The sequence below is a fragment of the Neisseria sp. 19428wB4_WF04 genome (assembly GCF_015235335.1).
GTDB classification, from domain to species: Bacteria; Pseudomonadota; Gammaproteobacteria; order Burkholderiales; family Neisseriaceae; genus Neisseria; species Neisseria musculi.
The window spans coordinates 44,174-63,883 of sequence record NZ_JADGLG010000001.1; the positions used below are offsets into that span (position 1 = coordinate 44,174).

General features: G+C 51.8%; 15 protein-coding genes. 11 read left to right on the plus strand and 4 right to left on the minus strand.

What is annotated here, in order from left to right; genetic code table 11:
• Positions 1–266: 266 nt before the first annotated feature.
• Positions 267–1,829, minus strand: coding sequence for an inorganic phosphate transporter (locus tag IR141_RS00220; RefSeq protein WP_135033657.1), 1,563 nt, complete (start codon positions 1,827–1,829; stop codon positions 267–269).
• A 281-nt stretch (positions 1,830–2,110) separates the two neighbouring features.
• Between IR141_RS00220 and IR141_RS00225 the strand changes: the two genes are divergently transcribed.
• A complete protein-coding gene (locus tag IR141_RS00225) occupies positions 2,111–3,223 on the plus strand; it encodes an anhydro-N-acetylmuramic acid kinase (protein WP_135033658.1) in 1,113 nt (370 codons plus the stop codon).
• A 488-nt stretch (positions 3,224–3,711) separates the two neighbouring features.
• On the opposite strand, the gene IR141_RS00230 is transcribed toward IR141_RS00225, so the two are convergent.
• Positions 3,712–6,141 carry a FimV/HubP family polar landmark protein gene (locus tag IR141_RS00230; RefSeq protein ID WP_135033659.1) on the minus strand — a complete coding sequence of 810 codons (2,430 nt, stop codon included), beginning with the start codon at positions 6,139–6,141 and terminating at the stop codon, positions 3,712–3,714.
• Between the two features lie 232 nt (positions 6,142–6,373).
• Between IR141_RS00230 and IR141_RS00235 the strand changes: the two genes are divergently transcribed.
• From IR141_RS00235 to IR141_RS00265, 7 genes are all read left to right on the plus strand, one after another.
• Positions 6,374–6,907, plus strand: coding sequence for a septation protein A (locus tag IR141_RS00235; RefSeq protein WP_135033660.1), 534 nt, complete (start codon positions 6,374–6,376; stop codon positions 6,905–6,907).
• 4 nt (positions 6,908–6,911) lie between these two features.
• Positions 6,912–7,202: a YciI family protein gene (locus IR141_RS00240; RefSeq protein WP_135033661.1), complete on the plus strand. Its 291-nt coding sequence runs from the start codon at positions 6,912–6,914 to the stop codon at positions 7,200–7,202.
• Complete coding sequence (locus IR141_RS00245) at positions 7,202–7,471, plus strand: BolA family transcriptional regulator (protein ID WP_135033662.1); 270 nt, start codon at positions 7,202–7,204, stop codon at positions 7,469–7,471. Before IR141_RS00240 ends, IR141_RS00245 begins: the two co-directional genes overlap by 1 nt.
• A 64-nt stretch (positions 7,472–7,535) precedes the next feature.
• Positions 7,536–8,411 (plus strand): peptidyl-prolyl cis-trans isomerase, encoded by an 876-nt coding sequence (locus tag IR141_RS00250; RefSeq protein WP_135033663.1) that lies wholly within the window; start codon positions 7,536–7,538, stop codon positions 8,409–8,411.
• Positions 8,412–8,558: 147 nt separating this feature from the next.
• Positions 8,559–9,917 carry a DUF389 domain-containing protein gene (locus IR141_RS00255; protein ID WP_135033664.1) on the plus strand — a complete coding sequence of 453 codons (1,359 nt, stop codon included), beginning with the start codon at positions 8,559–8,561 and terminating at the stop codon, positions 9,915–9,917.
• Positions 9,914–10,672, plus strand: coding sequence for a peptidyl-prolyl cis-trans isomerase (locus IR141_RS00260; RefSeq protein WP_135033665.1), 759 nt, complete (start codon positions 9,914–9,916; stop codon positions 10,670–10,672). The genes IR141_RS00255 and IR141_RS00260 overlap by 4 nt, the downstream gene beginning before the upstream one ends.
• A 454-nt stretch (positions 10,673–11,126) precedes the next feature.
• Entirely contained in the window at positions 11,127–11,273 is a 147-nt protein-coding gene (locus IR141_RS00265; protein WP_167742950.1) for a hypothetical protein, read from the plus strand.
• 121 nt (positions 11,274–11,394) lie between these two features.
• Here IR141_RS00265 and IR141_RS00270 read toward each other — a convergent pair whose 3' ends face one another.
• Complete coding sequence (locus tag IR141_RS00270) at positions 11,395–12,033, minus strand: TetR family transcriptional regulator (protein WP_135033666.1); 639 nt, start codon at positions 12,031–12,033, stop codon at positions 11,395–11,397.
• Between the two features lie 234 nt (positions 12,034–12,267).
• Here IR141_RS00270 and IR141_RS00275 point away from each other — a divergent pair, with 234 nt between their 5' ends.
• Genes IR141_RS00275 through IR141_RS00285 form a run of 3 tightly spaced genes read left to right on the plus strand, consistent with a single transcriptional unit; the run spans position 12,268 to position 18,243 of the window.
• Complete coding sequence (locus IR141_RS00275; RefSeq protein ID WP_135033748.1) at positions 12,268–13,548, plus strand: efflux RND transporter periplasmic adaptor subunit; 1,281 nt, start codon at positions 12,268–12,270, stop codon at positions 13,546–13,548.
• A gap of 11 nt (positions 13,549–13,559) precedes the next feature.
• A complete protein-coding gene (locus IR141_RS00280; RefSeq protein WP_135033667.1) occupies positions 13,560–16,745 on the plus strand; it encodes an efflux RND transporter permease subunit in 3,186 nt (1,061 codons plus the stop codon).
• Between the two features lie 58 nt (positions 16,746–16,803).
• Positions 16,804–18,243, plus strand: a complete 1,440-nt coding sequence (locus tag IR141_RS00285; RefSeq protein WP_135033750.1) for an efflux transporter outer membrane subunit — start codon at positions 16,804–16,806, stop codon at positions 18,241–18,243.
• 328 nt (positions 18,244–18,571) lie between these two features.
• On the opposite strand, the gene prmB is transcribed toward IR141_RS00285, so the two are convergent.
• The gene (prmB, locus tag IR141_RS00290) at positions 18,572–19,471 is read right to left on the minus strand and encodes a 50S ribosomal protein L3 N(5)-glutamine methyltransferase (RefSeq protein WP_135033751.1); all 900 of its coding nucleotides are present in this window, start codon (positions 19,469–19,471) and stop codon (positions 18,572–18,574) included.
• Positions 19,472–19,710: the final 239 nt, after the last annotated feature.

Consider the following 19,710-nt stretch of genomic DNA (forward strand, 5'->3'; position numbering starts at 1 on the left):
ATATCTGATAAAAGTTCTTGTATGGCGAATCTACTGTGTTTTCGGTGCAGGACAGAGTATAGAGATAGTAGGCTGAAGCAATGCTGTAAAGGAATGAAGTGGATTCATTGACAAAGCTAACACAGGAATACAGGCAAGATAAGGCTGTATAGACAGTATGGAGCTGATTCTGATGCCGTATATCAGTTGTTTGAAAAAAAACCGTTATCCGAAAAAACCGCGCAACGATTAAATATGAGGTTACGCGGTTTTTTATGTGCCGGAAATCAGAATAGGGTGCGCAAAATCAGGAAACATACTATAGATAATACCGCAGAAGCGGGCAGGGTAATTACCCAAGCTAGGCCGATAGGTTTCATTAATGCCCAGTTGGCGTTGCGGTTCACCAGGCCGATGCCTAAAACGGCTCCAACCAAAATGTGTGTGCTGGATACGGGCAGCCCCATTAGCGAAGCCAGCATTACTACGGAAGCGGCGGCCAGTTCGGCGGCAAAGCCTGAAGAAGGGTGCATCTCGGCTAAGCTGGTGCCTACTGTTTGAATCACTTCTTTACCGATAAACCACAGGCCGACAATCAGGGCAATACCGAAAGTGAGCATGGCCACGGGCGGGACGGGAGCTTGGGTACCGATGTCGCCGGTGCGTAAAACGTCCATAATCGCGGCAAACGGGCCGATAGCATTGGCAATATCATTGGCACCGTGACTGAAGGCGAAACCTGCGGCGGTAAACACCTGCATCCAACTGAATATCAGAAAAGTGGATTTGCCCAAGTCTTTGCGTTTGAGGGTTTTGGCATAGATAAACGTTGCCATCCAAATCGCGGCACCGATCATGAAGATGGTGAGATAGCTGCTGACGCTGCTCATGCCTAAATGCAGGTTTTTCAGGCCTTTGAAAATCAGCATGGCCGCAATCATCATGCCGCCGAGTGAGGCAATAATCGGCACCCACGAATGTAGGGCTTTATAGGCATCGATATTGCTTTTGCGGTGATCGATGTCATACAGGCCTTTGTAGTAGGAAGATTCCAGCTCGGCAGGATCTAAATCGGTTTCGCCGTAAATCTGGGCATCGCGCGCCATAGCGGAGGCCAGTTCGATTTTACTGGACTCATCGAGACTTTCGAAATGTTGGCGGTGCTGCTCTTTATAGGCTTTTTTCTCCTGCTTGATGGTTTTCAGGCTTTCTTCTGCTGCGGTGTTATAGTCTAAAACGTGTTTTTTGATTTGTGAAAATAAAATATATGAAATCAGGCCGCCGAGCATGGGGGAGAGTATCCAAGAAACTGCAATTTCACTCAAATTGCCCCATTGGATTAAAGCAAAGGTGTCGCTGCCGCTGATTGCACCCAAGCACAGTGCGCTGCCGACAATGCCGCCAATGATGGCATGGGTGGTTGATACAGGGAAACCTTTTTTGGTGGCAAACAGCAGCCACAGCGCGGCAGCCAATAGTGCCGACATCATAATATACACAAACTGCATAGGCTCAAGGTGCATTTGCCTCAAGTCAACAATTCCTTTGCGTATGGTGTCGGTTACTTCGCCGCCGGCAATCACCGCGCCGCTCACTTCGAAGATGGCGGCAATCAACAGAGCCTGAGGGATGGTAAGCGTGCCTGCGCCAACACTGGTGCCGAACGAATTGGCCACATCATTGCCGCCGATGTTGAAAGCCATAAACACCCCAAACAGCGTAGCCAGCAAAAACAGCATAACGTGGTTGTGGTTGGTGTAACCCAAGCCCCAGAAAATAAAATAGCCGACCATGCCGATGAGCAGTGCAGCAAAAGCAAAGTTGATTTTTTGAATGTAAGATACGTTCATTCTGTTTGAACCTTGGGTTACGGGAAAATTGCAAAGATTGCCGGCAAGCCAAACGCTGTGCTTCGGCGCGGCGTTTTATCTTCAATTCCATTATAAAGCCATTGCCACTCTGCGTCATGGAATACTTAACAAATGTTTTCAGAAGTTGTATTCATGTCGATGCATGGCATCTGCCCTTTTCGGTGTGGCGGTATTGCGCAGCAGAAGCAGGCGCAGAGATGTTTTATCGGCGCACTACAAATAGGTTACAATGGCATTTTTTCAGACGGCCTGCAGCAATCATGAACGAACAACTCTATATCGGGCTGATGTCCGGCACCAGCATGGACGGTGTGGATGCCGTGCTGGTGCGTATGGATAAAACCCGTTGGCTGGCTGCCGAGTCCCATGCTTTTCTTCCCTATAGCGACCGTCTGAAAAACGATTTGCTCAATCTGCAAAACATAGGTTTCAACGAGCTGCACCGAAGCGCAATACTGGCACAAGAATTGGCCGTTCTGTATGCACAAACGGCAGCAGAGCTGCTGCAACGCGCCGGTATTCCTCCGCACAACATCACCGCACTCGGCTGCCACGGTCAAACTGTGCGCCATGCTCCCGAAAGCGGTTATAGCATACAGTTGGCCGATTTGGCTTTGTTAGCCGAAAAGAGCGGCATCTTGACCGTGGGCAATTTCCGCAGCCGCGATTTGGCGGCGGGCGGGCAGGGGGCGCCACTGGTGCCCGCTTTTCACGAAACCGTGTTCGGCAGCGCGAACGAAACCCGCGTAGTGCTCAATATCGGCGGCATTGCCAACATCAGCGTGCTGCCACCGCAGGGGGCGGCTTTCGGATTCGACACTGGGCCGGGCAATATGTTGATGGATGCATGGGTAAACCATATCTGGCAGCTTCCCTTCGATAAAAACGGCGCAAAAGCCGTGCAGGGCAGGGTGTTGGACAGTTTGCTCGCGCAATGGCTGGCCTACCCCTATTTTGCCCGTCCGTATCCGAAAAGCACCGGCCGCGAGCTGTTTTCGCTGCCATGGCTGTTGCCACAGCTTTCAGACGGCCTCAACCCGCATGATGTGCTGAGAACCTTACTTGAATTCACTGTGCAAAGCATTCATAATGCCGTAACCACTGCCGCGCCAGCTGTGCGTAATATCTATGTTTGTGGCGGCGGTATCCGCAATACGGCATTGATGGAAAACCTGAATAAGCGTTTTACTGCCGCCGGCGTTAGTTTGCACAGCACTGCTGCGCTTAATCTCGACCCGCAATGGGTGGAGGCAGCCGCATTTGGTTGGCTGGCCGCCGCTTGGGTAAACCGCGTATCCGGCAATCCTTACCACGCAACCGGTGCACACGGGCCGCGTATCTTGGGCGCCGGCTATCCCGCCTGTGTGCTATAGTGCATGGGTAGGAGAGGCTGATATAAACCACAGGAAGAGCGGTAGCGACAACAGCAGAAAGCTACACGCGCAAAGTACAGATATACACGCGCAAAGCACAGATATAAATGATGAATTTGGGTTATAGCAGATGAAAAAATTCATCGTTTGTACGGTGAGCAAGTTTTATCAGGTTTCGTCCTAAACGGCGAATTTTTATGGAGCGATTTGATAAGCTAATCCCTCAATATAGCAATTATTGTCTATCATAAAGCAAATGAATGAAAAAATCATTGCGATGGTAAAAGCAATGTCTAGTGATTCTTAATAGGGGATTGAAAACCTGCAAATATGTGTACGTGGTTTATCATTTTGTTTGACAAATATTTTTGATCTGTACTAGATTATCCCTAAATTCTACACTAAGTAAACAGCTAAAAACGTTGCGAAAATGGTGTGAAATTTAGGGATAATCTAGTAAGCCTTTCTATATTTTAAAATAGGAGGTATTATTTATCTAATTCAGCAAGCATGGTTTTAGCTTTTTCCAGAATAATGCCGCTGGATTCTTCTAACAATTCTTGCAGGGTTTCTTTTGCTGCTTCGGGGTCGCCGATTTCAACATACATTTGTGCCAGTTCGTATTTTGCTTCCAAGGGAGCGGTCATGCCAACCGATTCGGAGATAAAAACATCATCGCTGCGTGAACTGTCTTCTACACTGATGCTTTCCCATTCGATAGTTTCTTCATCATCGGTGGAGAGATTAACCGTGTTATCGAAATCTTCTTCGTCTTGGTAGGTAAAACCATTCTCTTGCAGAGAGACAGCTGCCCAAGCGGACTCTCTTGTATAAGATTCAGGTTGCTCTGCTTTGGTTGGGGAGAAAGCAGACCCAGAAGCATGAATAGTCTCAGGTTGGTTATTCTCTGCAACTTCAACGGATGAAGAAAGCTGCTCGGTAGTGGTTTCGAGTTGGGCTTCTAATATCGGTGTATCGGTTTTGTCTGCGCGTGGTAACGCATCAATTCCAGCCGTTTTAACTTCTAATTCTGGAACTGTAATGGTTTCGATTGGTGCCAAACGCTGTTCTTTGTTGTCAGCGGTTTGGTCGGTAACGATAACGATATCGTCAGAAACCTGAAGCGGTGTATCTAGTACAGTTGTTTCAACTGTTTCAATAACGGAATCGATTGATTCGTGCTCTGTGGCTGTGGTGGCTTTCTGGTTTTCAGTTACATCTTCGCCGGCATTAAACTCAACGGCTACATGTTGGTATTCACTTTCGGTTTCAGGCTCATAAACGCTCTCGGTTGATTCAATATTGTCCCAATCGGCATATTCTCGTTTTTGGGTTTCTTCGTCTTGAGTCAGTGCGCCAGATACAATGCCGGCCTGTTCGCGATCAATCGAACCTAAATCCAAGTTGAAGTTGCCTTCGGTTTTTTCTACAGGGGCAGTTTCGGTTTCGCTGAAGAAAATATCATCGAAATCGTCTTCCATGTCCAAGCTGTCATCTTCGGCTTTGGATTGGGTTGCGGCAGCTGTTGTAGTGGCTGCTGGGATTGTTTCTACAGATGATTTGGCTTCATCGTTGGGGTAGGTTTTGGGCTGCTCTGTACGGTTTTCTGTTTCAGGTGCGGGGTCGGGTGCTTTGTATTCGCCGTCCGTATCAGTGTGGCTGTCAGTTACAATGCTATCATTGCCGCTCTCAGTTATACCGCCGGCAGTGGTTTTTTTCTTGCTTATCAGTTTTAGTAGCAACCATAAGGCGATAGCCCCTAAGCCTGCGAATAGTAGCCAGTGCCATAAGCTGCTGTTTTCTTCAGAAGCGGGCTCTGTGGGTTGGGCTGTTGCTGCTGCCATAGATGCAGAAGTAGTAGATTCTGCAGAAGTTGCAGGCTCTGAAACTACGCTGTCAATAGTTGCAATTGCCGGTTCCGATGCTTGTGGGGCGGATGCTGTGGCAGTTGTTGAGTCTGTTGAAGGGAGAGAGACTGGAGCTGAAGCTGCTGCGGTTTCGATAGGGGTGGAAGCTTCGGTAGGTTGGGATGCTTGGCCGGCCTGCTCTTTCAGGGTGGGGGTAGGTTGTTTGGCCAAGCGTTTTAATTCTTCGGGTGAAGGAATATTCAATACACGACCGGCAAGAATTTGGTTGGCATTGCGGGTCGGAAAGATTTCTGGGTTGGCCGTCATGATGGCGGCAATGGTGTCGCGTATGCTCAAACCGGCCGGCCGGATTTGGCTGGCGATAGAAGTAAGTGTTTCGCCGCGGGTAACTTTGTAACTGCCCCGGGGCGGTTCGGATTTACGCTCGGCAACAACTTGTTCGCGCAATTTTCCGCGTTCGGCGGCAGCAGCTTTTTGTTGCTCCTTGCGGGTTTGTTCTTGTGTTTTTTGGGCTTTCAGCTTGGCTTTGGTTGCCGCAGAGGTGGATATTTCTGCACGGGCGGCGGTTTCATCGGTTTGGGTTTGGGCCGTCTGAACGCTATTTTCGGGTTGCACGCCGGTAGAACCGCTGCTTTCTGCAGGATAATCGGCAGGGTCAATAATGGCGGTGTATTGGCGTGATTGTGAGCCGACACCTACCTGGAATACTAAAACAGGGTTGTTTACCGGTGCACCGGAGCGGATGTTGATAACGGCGTTGTTGCCGGATTTTCTAACGCTGGCGCGCAAATTGCTGTCTGAAAGCGATGCATGGCCGCCGTTCAGTAGGATTCGGGCCTCCTCCCCCGTTACCGTTACCGTGCCGGAAAACGGTTCGCCTAGATTGGATTGAACATTCAAGCCGCCCAGCCCGCCAACTGCCGAAAATGACGTTGTTAGCGCGAGAGAGGCAGCAATCAGTTTGATTTTGTGATTGTTCTTCAAATTATGACCCCTGTTCGAGTATGCAGCCGAGCTGCCTGTAAATAGACTAATATTTATAGACAGCATGATATATGCTAACCGCCTACTCTGCCAAGTAAAATTGATAATTTATGTAAACAATAAACCAAAGTATGCAACTTTATAACCACTTTCTGTTGCAAACGGGGGAAAATCGGATAATCGGCCTGTTTTTCAGACGGCCTGCCGGTTTATTGTTACCATTGACATAAGTAATGCAAAAGAGTTCGTCTGCCTGTATCATGGCGCATTATTTTACCTTAGGTTTGTTTGGCAAGATATGAAGATTTTAAGCGATTTAATCGCTGTGGTTCTGTTTTTTGCAGTTTACACATTAACCAAAAATATTGTGTGGGCAACGGCTGCTGCTGTGGTTGCAGGGGTGCTGCAGGCGGGGGTTGTCTGGCTGAAGTATAAAAAGCTCGATACGATGCAATGGGTGGGCTTGGTTTTGATTGTGGTATTCGGTGGGGCAACCATTTTACTGCGCGATCCGCGTTTTATTATGTGGAAGCCTACTGTGTTGTTTTGGGCGGGTGCGTTGGTTTTGGGTTTGGGGGAGCTTTTGGGTAAAAATGGTTTGAAGGCTGTGATGGGCAAAGAGTTGCAGCTTGACGGGCGGATATGGCGCAAACTGGCTTGGATTTGGGTAGTTTTTTTGGTGTTTATGGGCATTGCCAATATTGCGGTTGCCTATATGTTTACTGAAGCGCAATGGGTTAATTATAAATTGTTCGGTTCAACGGGCCTGATGGTTTTTTTTGTTATCGGACAGGGCGTGTATTTGAGCCGCCATCTGTCTCGGGAGGATTGATTTTATGGAATATTACATGTTGCTGGCTACGGATGGGCAAGAGATGCACGATGCGCGTATGGCTGCGCGTCCGAACCATTTGAAGCGTTTGGAGGCGTTGCAGGCAGAAGGCCGTTTGCTGACGGCGGGGCCCAATCCTTTGCCGGACAATCCCGAACGGGTGTCGGGCAGTTTGATTGTTGCCAAATTTGCATCATTGGATGATGCACAAGAGTGGGCGGAGCAGGATCCTTATGTGGAAGCGGGTGTATATGAGGAAGTGTTGATCAAACCGTTTAAGGCCGTGTTTAAATAATGGATATGCAGGCAATCATTGAAGGCCGTCTGAAACAGCTCGGCTTGCAGTTGTGTGCGTTTCGCGATGACAGCCATCTGCATGCCGGCCATGCGGGAAACCGGGGTGGCGGGCACTATGCTGTAGTTGTGGCAGGAGAGGCGTTTGCGGGCGTGAGCCGGGTCGGCCGCCAGCGTATGGTTAAAGATTTATTGCAGGATTTGTTTTCAGACGGCCTGATACACGCTTTGAGCATTAAAGCAGTTACGCCCGAAGAATATTTTCATTAAAAAACGTTTCGGTTAATCCGATTAATATTTAACGATTTATTTTTAAAATAATCAGAGAGCAATCATGAAGAAAACTTATTTTGCATCTGCGGCAGCGTTGTTGTTGGCTGCGGGCAGCTTGATGGCGCAAACTATCGTAACCGTAAACGGTACCAAAATAGACAGCCAAGACATCGACCATCAAGTGCAATTGCTGAGGAGTCAAAACCCGCAGGTTCAAGACAACCAGGTGTTGCGTCGCAGCCTGATCGAACGCCAGGTAACGATGACTTTGGCAGCGCAGGAGGCGAAACGTCTGAAATTGGATCAGTCTGCCGAATATAAACAGGCATTGGAGCAGGTGCGCGCTGCCGCAAAGCAGAACGGCGAAGATAAGAAACCCGGGTTTTCCCGGCAGTGGCAGGCATTTGAAACCGCCTTGCAAAACCAAGCCTATATCGCCTATGTGTTGCGCAATAATCCTGTTGCCGAAAGTGATGTGAAAAAAGCTTACGGTGATTTCAGTAAGTTTTATCAGGGCAGCAGTGAAGTGCAATTGGGCGAAATCTTGACCCGTAATGCGGCAGATGCCCAAAAAGCTATCGCCGATTTAAAAGCCAAGAAAGATTTTAAAGCCGTTGCCGGGCAATATACGGTAGATCCGCGCGGCAAACAAACCGGCGGTTTGAATGCCGCTTATGTAAACCTGAAAGATTTGGAGCAGAGCGCACCCGTTGTTTATGCGGCGGTGAAAAACCTGAATAAAGGCGGATACACCACTACCCCGCTGGAAGACGGCAACGGCCTGTATGGTGTGTTTTACATTAATGACAAACGTGCCGCCAAAGTGCCGGGTTATGAGGCTGCGAAAAACGGTATTGCACACGAATTACAGGCGGTTCGTATAGATGGTGCGATTGAGTCGCTCTACCGGAAAGCAAAAATTCAGAATGTCAGATAAGCAGCCGGTGGGATCTCTATCATCAATTTTGGCGGCTGAAATCCCCTTTTTTCTGCCGCTTTTTTTAAACAATATAAATAAATTTCATATTTAACAATTGGTTGTAAAGAAGTGGAAACTCAAGAAACCCCGCCAGGCGACAATGCTATGGCTAGGCTGCAAGACGTATTCAGCCTGCGCCACGATCAGGCGCATCCCGATAAAATCGATGCCGCTATCCGTGCCAATGTCCGCGTGTCGGGCACGAATATGTGGGTATTGATATTTGCCATCGCGGTGGCAAGCATCGGCTTGAATGTGAACAGTACCGCCGTGATTATCGGCGCGATGCTGATTTCGCCGCTGATGGGGCCGATTGTGGGCATGGGCTACGGTGCGGCAGTGGGCGATATGGGATTAATCCGCCAAGCCTTGCGCAATATCGCCATCTTCGTGGCCATCAGTTTGTTTACGGCCGCCGTGTATTTTTCGCTTACGCCCCTGCAAGAAGCGCAAAGCGAGCTGTTGGCGCGCACGCAGCCCAACCTTTGGGACGTGTTGATTGCCTTTTTCGGCGGTAGTGCGGGTATTGTGGCGATTACCCGCAAGGAGGGCGGCAATGCCATTCCGGGCGTGGCGATTGCGACTGCATTGATGCCGCCGTTGTGCACTGCCGGTTTCGGATTGGCACACGGCAACTGGCATTATTTTTTCGGTGCGCTTTACCTGTTTTGCATCAACTGTGTGTTTATTGCTTTTTCCACATTGCTTTTTGCCAAATTGCTGAAACTGCCGCGCAGAGGGCTGGTAACCGATTCCCGGAGAAAGCTGCACCGTATTGTGATTGCTGTGGTATTGGCGGTAATGGTGCCGAGCGGCTATCTGGCAGCAGGTTTGGTGAAGCAGGAGCTGTTTAACACCAAAGCTTCTGCGGCGGTTAAGGCAGTACAGCAGCAGGAAGGTTTTTATATATTGCGCAGTTTATTCAACCACAAGGAGAAACTGGTCGGCTTGATTATCAACGGCACGGGAAATTCTGACAGAGTTACCCAACTGCTTAAGCAGCGTCTGGAAGCGGCAGGTGTGGCATCACCGCAGATTAAGGTTCTGTATGCAGGCGGCAATACTGATTTGAATGAGATGAAACAGGAATTGGAAAAATCGCAAAATCATATTGCCGAATTGAAGGGCAGGGCAGATATTGACCCTGTTTTAGCAATAAAAAACCACTCCGAGGATGAAGCTGTTTTGAAAGAAATCCAAGCCCAATATCCGGAGGCCGACACCATTATCATCGGACGCGGTATGGTGTGGGAGAGGGCAGGGCAGGCAAAAGAAGCAGCGGACGGAGAAACGGCAGAAAAGAATGATGGAGCCGCCATAGAAAACAACAGGCAGGTGGTGATGGTTTCGATGGAAACGGCAGAAATGCCGTCTGAAAAAGAAAAACAACGCCTGCAGGCATGGCTGGTGCAGCGTTACAACGGTATGCAGGTGCGTTTACAGTGGAAGGAGCGGCTAAGATGAAACAAAAATATACTACTTTGGCGGTTGCGGCGGTGTTGGCGGCGGTCGGGCCGGCTGTTGGCAAGGTGCCTGAAATCGACCAGGGGCGTATCGACAGTATGGTTGCCCAAGTGTTGCAGCAGGCAGACGGTATGCCCGGTACTCAGCGTCCCGATGGTGCGGCAATACGCAAAAACGTGATTTTGCAGCTGCAAACAGCCGAGGTGCTGAAGAACGAGGCATTCACAGCAGGTTTGCACAAAGATGCCGAAGTGCAGAATCAGTTTAAAAATGTAGAGGCGCAATTTTATGCCATGCAGTATGCACTTTACTTGGAGCGGAACACTGAAACCAGCGAGGCAGAGCTGCGCGAAGGCTATGATCGGCAAACCCGAGTAGTGAAATTGCAGCAGGTGTATTTTGCCACTGCCGAGGAGGCGCGCAAAGCTCAGGAGTTATTGCTGAAAGGCTTGTCGTTTGACGGGTTGATCAAGCGTTATCCCAACTCCGAACAAGGGTTTTCGGATTTTATCCCGCAGCAGCAGTTGGCACCGGAGATGGCGAAACTGGTTGGGGGCATGACGCGCGGCCAGGTCAGCCGCGAGCCTGTCGAGATGAACGGGAAATTTTATCTGTTCAAACTGGCTGCTTTGGAACGCAATCCCGAAGCCCCGCCGTTCGAGCAGGTGAAACCGCTCTTGGCACAGCAGGTTAAGCAGCAGAAAGTTCAGGAGCAGATTGAAAAAATCTTGAAAGAAAACGGTATCGGCGGTTAAACGCCGGATAATATCCAGGCCGTCTGAAAATAGGGTTTCAGACGGCCTTTACTGTATTTTGGGCAGAGCGTTGGGAAAATGCCGTTTGGCAAATGGCGGTTGTGGCTGCCCGCTTTAAAACGACAGCATCGGGCAGCTTTGCTACACGGTTTGTCTATCTGCAAGCCCGCCGCTTTGTATCGCGAACCCGCTATTCCGTTCAGGCATTGCGCCACCCCTGCCGCTTAAAGAGAGAGCGGTTTTTTTAGCCTGTGAAGCGGCAGCAGCACCTGTTCCGTATGATTCATGCTGCCTGCGGTTTTGTTTTGTTTTGCGCCGAAAATGAAGCGGATTCATGATAGGCCGTCTGAAAGCCCGCGTCCCCTTGTTTCAGACGGCCCGACTTTTGCAAAAGTATCTTCAATGCCGTCTGAAAGGTTTGAGTATCATCAGTTTCGTGCCGGCGGAAATCCGAATGAAAATATTGAAATACCGGTTAAACAGGTGTTTGGATGCTGAAGAATCAGGCATTGCCCGCGCGGGAATGACGGCAAGCGAAACTTTTGCGGTGCTTGTGAATGCGACAGAGATTGCCGGTTGTTTTGCTTTTTTAATGCTGTAAACAACACAAGGCTCGGCTTTCAGTGTTCGGCCGTCTGAAACTTCCCGGCGGCGGCCGGAGTGGGAGCAACCGCAGATAGGTTTTTGAGCTTTATAAAAGTTTCAGTTTTTTGAAAGCAGGATTAAGCGGGAGGCTTGCGCAGGGTGGGGCATTGCCTGAGGCTGCCGAGTACGGCCTGCACGAAGCGCGGGCCGTTTTCCTTCAGGGCGGCGCGCTCGGGATTGACCAGCCGCTGATAGATCAGGCCGTGAATGGCCGATTTCAGATAAAGCCGGGCGAGCGCGGTATCTAAGTCGGCGGGCAGGGAGTGCTGTTTGATGCATTGCTTCAAGATGGCATCCAACAGATCGTGCCACATATTTTCATATTTATCGATAACGGCGGTAATGGCCTGGTTTTGATCGGTACGCTCGCACTTTAAATGCAGTACGCTGCTGAATTTGTAGTGTATGGGGTCGTTTTCTATGCGGTGCAGCATATTGATAAGGCTGACGTGCATATTTTCCCACATATCGGCATCATCGTTGTTCAGATCGGCTTCCAAGCTGTCGGCAACCTCATCGCACAGGCGTTGGAAGAGGGCATCGAACAAATCTTCTTTGTTTTTGAAATGCCAGTATAAGGCTCCCCGTGTAACACCGGCATTTTGGGCGATTTCGTTGAGCGAGGCGCGGGCAACGCCTTTTTGGTAGAAAGTGTCGAGTGCTGCCAGTATCAGATACTCGCGCGTTTTCATGGCTTCGGCTTTGGTTTTTCGCATATTTTGTGAAACGGGTTATTTTTTGTAAAAAAGTTTCACAATTATAAGAAAGAACTTTTTAACGTGCAAGTGTGTATGTATAATATCGGCCTGTTTTTATGATGTCTTTACGGCGCAATACGGGCGGTATGGCTTGGTTTTGCAGATGCCGGTAAGAAATCTATACGGTTTGAGAAAGATTTGAAACATACAAAATATGTAAGGAAATTACATTTAACAGAAAGATTTAAGATGATGAAATACTATCCTTCTAACAAAACTAACAAAACATTACGCTTGGCGGCCGTGGCCGCTGCCACGCTGTTGGCGTTGTCTGCCTGCGGCAAGGGCGGGGAGCCGGCCGGGCAGGCCGGGGGGGCGGCAGGGCAACAGGCACCTGCGCCTGTGGTCGGCGTGGTTACGGTGCAGCCGCAGTCGATAACCGTCAGCACCGATCTGCCCGGCCGCTTGGAGTCGCGCCGTTCGGCCGACATTCTGCCGCAGGTGGGCGGCATTATTAAAAAGCACCTGTTTCAGGAGGGCAGTTATGTGAAAGCCGGCCAGGCACTTTATCAATTGGACGATGCTGCTTATCTTGCTTCTTTGGAAAGTGCGCGCGCCGAGCTGGCTTCAGCGCAGGCAACACTGGCCAAAGCCGATGCCGACTTGGCACGCTACAAACCGTTGGTGGCGGCCGATGCGATCAGCAGGCAGGATTATGATGCCGCCGTGCAGGCCAAACGTTCCGGGGAAGCCGGCGTGAAAGCCGCTCAGGCAGCGATTAAATCGGCACGAATCAATGTGGAGCGTTCGCGCATCAGTGCGCCGATTTCGGGCTACATCGGCCAATCTTATGTTTCGGAAGGTGCGCTGGTCAGCGCGGGCGGCACCGCCAAGCTCGCTACCATCCAGCAAACCAATCCCATGTATGTGAACCTCACCCAATCCGCAACCGATGCAATGAAGCTGCGCCAGGATATTGCCGAGGGCAAAATGAAGGCAGTAAACGGCGCGGTGGCAGTGGATATCAAGCTGGAAAACGGCCAAACCTATGGCCACAAAGGCCGTTTGCTGTTTGCCGACCCCACGGTAGATGAAACCACCGGCCAAGTAACCCTGCGTGCCGAAGTGCCCAATCCCGATAATATCCTCCTGCCCAATTTATATGTGCGCGTGAGCCTGCCGCAGGCCGATATGGAAAATGTGTTTGTGGTGCCGCAGCAGGCAGTAACGCGCGGCAACCAGGATACTGTGATGATTGTGAACGCCCAGGGCGGCATGGAACCGCGCAAGGTAACGGTGGCGCAGCAGTATGGCAACAATTGGTTGGTTTCAGACGGCCTGAAAGCGGGCGACAAAGTGATTGTGGACGGTATGTCTATCGCCGGCATGATGCAGGCGAAAAAAGTGACGCCGAAAGAATGGACGCCGCCGGGCGGGCAGGCTCCGCAAGCCGCATCCGCAGCGCAAAATGATTCGGCCGTTCAGACGGCCTATGCAACCGAGTCTGCTGCTTCCGGTGAAAAGAAACAATAAGGAAGTAACACATGGCTAAATTTTTTATCGACCGCCCGATTTTTGCTTGGGTTATCTCGATTTTCATTATTGCGGCGGGCATCTTCGGCATTCGGAGCCTGCCTGTTTCGCAATATCCCTCGGTGGCTGCCCCCACTATCACGCTGACGGCCACTTATCCGGGTGCGTCTGCGCAAGTGATGGAAGACAGCGTATTGGCCGTTATCGAGCGCAATATGTATGGTGTCGAAGGTTTGGACTATATGACCACTTCTGCCGATTCGAGCGGCAGAGGCACGGTGTCATTAACGTTTACGCCGGACACCGATGAAGACTTGGCGCAGGTAGATGTGCAAAACAAATTATCCGAAGTAACCTCGTCTTTGCCGGCTACGGTGCAGCAATACGGCGTAACCGTGTCGAAAGCGCGCTCCAATTTCTTGATGGTGGTGATGCTCTCGTCTGAAAACCAATCTGTCGAAGAAATGAACGATTATGCGCAGCGTAACGTTGTGCCGGAGTTGCAGCGTATCAACGGTGTCGGCCAGGTGCAGTTATTCGGCTCGCAACGCGCTATGCGCATTTGGGTGGACCCGAAAAAACTGCAAAACTACAATTTGTCGTTCAGTGATATTTCCAGCGCGCTGAGTGCGCAAAACATTCAGATTTCGGCCGGGTCGGTCGGTGCGCTGCCTGCGGTTGCCGGCCAAACCGTAGCGGCCACGGTTACGGCTCAGGGCCAGCTGAGCACGGTTGAAGAGTTCGGCAATATCATTTTGCGTTCGACTGCCGGCGGTGCCAATGTTTATCTGAAAGACGTGGCAAAAATCAGCTTGGGCATGCAGGATTACTCGACTTCCACCAAATTAAACGGTGTAAACACAACCGGTATGGCGGTGATGTTGTCCAACAGCGGTAATGCTCTGGCTACGGCCACTGCGGTAAAAGCCCAAATGGACAACCTGGAAAAATATTTTCCAAACGGTATGTCTTGGTCTGCACCCTACGATACTTCGACCTTTGTAGCCCTGTCGATCGAAAAAGTGGTGCACACCCTGCTGGAAGCCGTGGTTTTGGTGTTTATCGTGATGTATATCTTTCTGCAAAACATCCGCTATACGCTGATTCCGACTATCGTTGTGCCGATTTCCATCTTGGGCGGTTTTGCCTTTATCGCCTATATGGGAATGTCGATTAACGTATTGACGATGTTTGCCATGGTGCTGGTTATCGGTATTGTGGTGGACGATGCGATTGTGGTGGTGGAAAACGTTGAGCGGATTATGGGCGAAGAAGGTCTGCCGCCGAAAGAAGCCACCAAAAAAGCGATGGGGCAGATTTCCGGTGCGGTGGTCGGCATTACCGCAGTATTGATTTCCGTGTTTGTGCCGATGGCGATGCTCAGCGGTGCAACCGGCAACATTTACCGGCAGTTCTCCCTCACGATGGCCTCGGCCATTGCGTTTTCGGCATTCCTGGCTTTAACATTGACACCGGCTTTGTGCGCAACAATGTTGAAGCCGGTTCCGAAAGGCCATCACGCAGAGAAAAAAGGCTTCTTCGGTTGGTTTAACCGCAAGTTTGACAGACTGACACACCGTTACAGCGGCTGGGTGGCCGCCGGTTTGCGCAAAATCGGCCGTATGTTTGTGATTTATGCAGGTTTGGTTGCCGTGGGCGTATTTTTAATGATGCGTCTGCCTTCATCATTCTTACCGATCGAAGACCAGGGCTATATGATGGCCAGCGTCCAGCTGCCTGCCGGTGCCACCAAAGAGCGCACCGACCATACCTTGATGCAGGTTACCGAGTTGGCGAAGTCTATGCCTGAAGTGAAAGACGTGATTGCCGTGTCGGGTTTCAGCTTTTCCGGTTCCGGTCAAAATATGGCAATGGGCTTCATCATGTTGAAAGATTGGGCGGATCGCACCGCACCGGGCAGCGATGCAACTTCTGTAGCCGGCAAACTGACCGGTGCGATGATGGGCTCGTTGAGGGACGGTTTCGGTATTTCCGTTGTGCCGCCGGCCATTCAGGAATTGGGCAACAGCTCGGGCTTGGATTTTTATCTGCAAGACCGCAACAACAGCGGGCATGAAGCCTTGCTGGCACGCCGTAACGAACTGATGCAGAAAATGCGCCAAAGCCCGGTTTTCGATGCCGGCACCGTCCGCGCCAGCGGTTTGGAAGATGCGCCGCAGCTGAAAATCGATATCAACCGTCAGGCCGCCGCCGCACAGGGCATCAGTTTCTCAAGCATTCAGACGGCCTTGTCGAATGCTTTGGGCTCGAGCTATGTAAACGATTTTCCAAATCAAGGCCGCCTGCAGCGCGTGGTGGTTCAAGCCGATGCGTCTGCCCGTATGCAGCCTGCCGATATTCTGAATATTACCGTGCCCAACAGCGCGGGCACGGCCGTGCCGTTATCGACCATTGCCACCGTGTCGTGGGAAAACGGTATGGAGCAGAGCGTGCGTTTCAACGGCTATCCCGCCATGCAGATTACCGGCTCGCCGGCCACAGGTTATTCTTCGGGAGAAGCGATGGCCGCAGTTCAGCAGATGGTAGACGAAATGCAGGGCGGCTACAGCCTGGAGTGGGCCGGCCAGTCGCGCGAAGAAGTCAAGGGCGGCTCGCAAACCACCATGATTTACGTTTTGTCGGCAATTGCGGTATTTCTGGTTTTGGCGGCACTGTATGAAAGCTGGTCGATTCCGCTGGCCGTTATTCTGGTTATCCCGTTGGGTTTGGTAGGCGTGTCGATGGGTGCCACCGGCCGGAATCTTTTCGATATGCTGTTCGGCGGTTCGGCAGCCTACCTCAACGATATCTATTTCCGCATCGGCTTTATCACCGTGATGGGGCTGAGCGCGAAAAATGCAATTTTGATTATTGAGTTTGCCAAAGACTTGCAGGCACGCGGCCAAAGTGCGGTCGAAGCGGCAAAAGAAGCGGCACATCTGCGCTTCCGTCCGATTTTGATGACTTCGTTTGCATTCATTTTGGGTGTGCTGCCGATGTATATCGCCAGCGGTGCCAGCTCCGCCAGCCAACGCGCCATCGGCACCGCCGTGTTGTGGGGTATGCTGATCGGCACGGTTCTTTCCGTATTTTTGGTACCGTCCTTCTTCGTGGCCGTGCGCAAACTCTTTAAAGCCAAGCCCGAGCCGGCTGCGGTTGAAGATTTGCAGCAATCCGCAAACGCTGCCCAAGAATAGTATGCTGAACGACACCGGCCGTCTGAAACTTTCAGACGGCCTCAGAGGATTTAAAAATATGAAAACACCAAACTTCAAATCCGTTGCCGTGTCCGTGTTGGCGGCAGCCGTTTTATCCGCCTGCAGCCTGATGCCCAAATATCAGGAGCCTGAAGTCAGCGTGGCAGAAAGTTTCAAATACGACACTTATCCCGGCACCGGCATTCAGGCGGCCTCTTTGGGCTGGCAGGATTATTTCGCCGACCCGCGCCTGCACCGTCTGATTGAAATTGCATTGGCGCGCAACACCGATTTGCGCAGTGCCGCGCTCAACGCCGAAGCCTTGCGCAAGCAGTATATGATTCAGCGTGCCGACCTGCTGCCCGGCATCAATGCCGCCGGCAGCGGTTCGCGCGGCAGAACGGCGCAAGACCTGCGCAGCGCGGGGCAGCCCGCCATATCTTCGCAATACAGTGTCGGCTTGGGGATTACTTCGTATGAAATCGACCTGTTCGGCAAAGTGCGCAGCAACACCGAAGCCGCTCTGCAAAGCTATTTCAACAGCGCCGCCACCCGCGACGCCGCCCATCTTGCTTTGGTGGCTTCGGTGGCGAAAGCCTATTTCAACGAACTTTATGCCGCAGAGAGCATGAAGCTGGCGCAAAACGTGTTGAAAACCCGCGAGCAAACCTACAGGCTCACCCAATTGAAACACAAAGCAGGCGTGGTTTCCGCCATTGATCTGCGTCAGCAGGAAGCTCTGATCGAATCGGCCAAAGCCGACTACGCCGATGCCGTGAAATCCAAAGAGCAGGCGGCAAACGCGTTGGCGGTGTTGATAAACCAGCCGCTGCCGGCTGATTTGCCGGCCGGGCTGCCGTTGAACAAACAGTTTAAAATCAGCAAACTGCCCGCCGGCTTAAGCTCCGAAGTGATGCTCAACCGCCCCGACATCCGCGCGGCGGAGCATTCGCTCAGGCAAGCCGATGCCAATATCGGCGCGGCGCGGGCGGCGTTTTTCCCCAGCATCAGCCTTACCAGCACCATCGGCACAGGCTCCACCGAATTGAGCGGCCTGTTTAAAGGCGGCAACGGCACATGGTCGTTTGCGCCCAGCATCAACCTGCCGATTTTCAACTGGGGCAGCAATAAAGCCAACCTTGATGCCGCGAAAATCCGCCGGCAGATTCAGGTGGTAAACTACGAAGCCGCCGTACAGTCGGCTTTCCAAGATGTAGCCAACGCCCTGGTTGCCCGCGAGCAGCTGGATAAAAGCAACGCCGCTTTAACCAAACAAAGCAGGGCGTATGCCGACTCGCTGCGCCTGATTAATCTGCGCTACCGCCACGGCGTATCCAGTGCGCTCGATTTGCTCGATGCCGAACGCAGCAGCTACAGCGCCGACACCGCGCTGCTGGCCAACCAGCTCACCCGCTTGGAAAACCTTGCCGACCTGTATAAAGCCCTCGGCGGCGGTTTGAAGCGTTACACCCAAAACGATGATGCCGCCCGGCAGTAGGCAGCCGGTTCTACCGCCGCTCGGGCGGCCGGCAAAACCCGTTCTCTTTAGCTGAGCCGAAGCAGAAGCCAATCGGCTTCACTAACAAATAGAGGCCGTCTGAAAACAGGAAATGCTTCAGAGCAAATGTTTTCAGACGGCCTTACTGCCGCTATAGCGAATCCACGGCATTTCTGATAAAGGGCCGGAGCGCAGACGGTATAGACAGAAAGGAACCAGTTCTGTTGCCGCTTTGATGGCTGGCAAAATCGCTCTCTTTGAACTAAGGCACAACGCCGCAACAGAAATAAAGAGGGTTCACGATATGGTTTCACCGGTGGTGTTTTTGTTATTCTTCCCCTAAAAGCTGCCTGCGGGTGAGCAGAAACACGAAACCGTCGCCGCCGCTGGTTTCCAGCCAGGTGAAGGGCAGCTCGGGATAGGCGGCTTCCAATGTGTCGCGGTTGTGGCCGATCTCGACCAAAAGTATGCCTTGGGGGGTGAGAAATCCGGCGGCCTGAGAGAGGATTGTGCGGACGGCATCAAGGCCGTCTGAACCGCTGCCCAGGGCCAGTTCGGGTTCGTGCAGGTATTCTGCGGGCAGCTCTGCCACCGACTCGGCATCAACATAGGGCGGGTTGGCTACAATCAAATCATAAGTGCCTTCCAGCCCTTCAAACAAATCGGTGTGGATCAGGTTGATGCGTTCTTCAAGGCCGTAGCGCTCGATATTGACGGCGGCCACCTCCAGGGCATCCAGGCTTAAATCGACCGCATCGATTTCGGCGGCGGGGTAGTGGTGTGCCATCTGAACGGCCAGGCAGCCGCTGCCGGTGCATAAATCGAGCGCGCGGTGTACCAGCTCTTCGTGTTCTGTCCACGGCAGCAGCGGTTCGCCCAAAAGTTCGTAGATAAACGAACGCGGCACAATCACGCGCCCGTCCACATAAAAATCAAACCCGCCCTGCCAGGCGCGGCGGGTGAGGTAGGCTGCGGGAATGCGTTCGGTTACGCGCCGTTTGATTTGCTTGAGCACGGCTTCTTTTTCGGCCGGCAGCAGCCTGGCATCAAGATAGGGCTCGAGCGTGTCGGGCGGCAGATTGAGGGTGTGCAGAATCAGATAGGCGGCTTCATCGTGGGCATTGTCGCTGCCGTGGCCGAAGTGCAGCCCGGCTTCGTTGAAACGGCTGACGGCAAAACGCAAAATGTCGCGCAGGGAGAAAAGGTGTTGATCGGCTTCGGAAAACATAGGGAGGTTTGCGGGTTGGAAGGAAAGCGCGATTATAGCCGATTCGGTTTCAGACGGCCTTAAACTCGGACGGATTATTTCAATCGGGCAGGGCGGGTTGGGCGGCAGCGGTTCCATATTGACTGTACCGTTTCCGGTTTGTTTTTCCGAAAACTAACGGATTCCGCCGGCGCACGGTGCAACAAGTTGCACCGTGCAGAGCTTGTTTCTTACTGCAGATTAGAGGGTTCGGCCGCCGC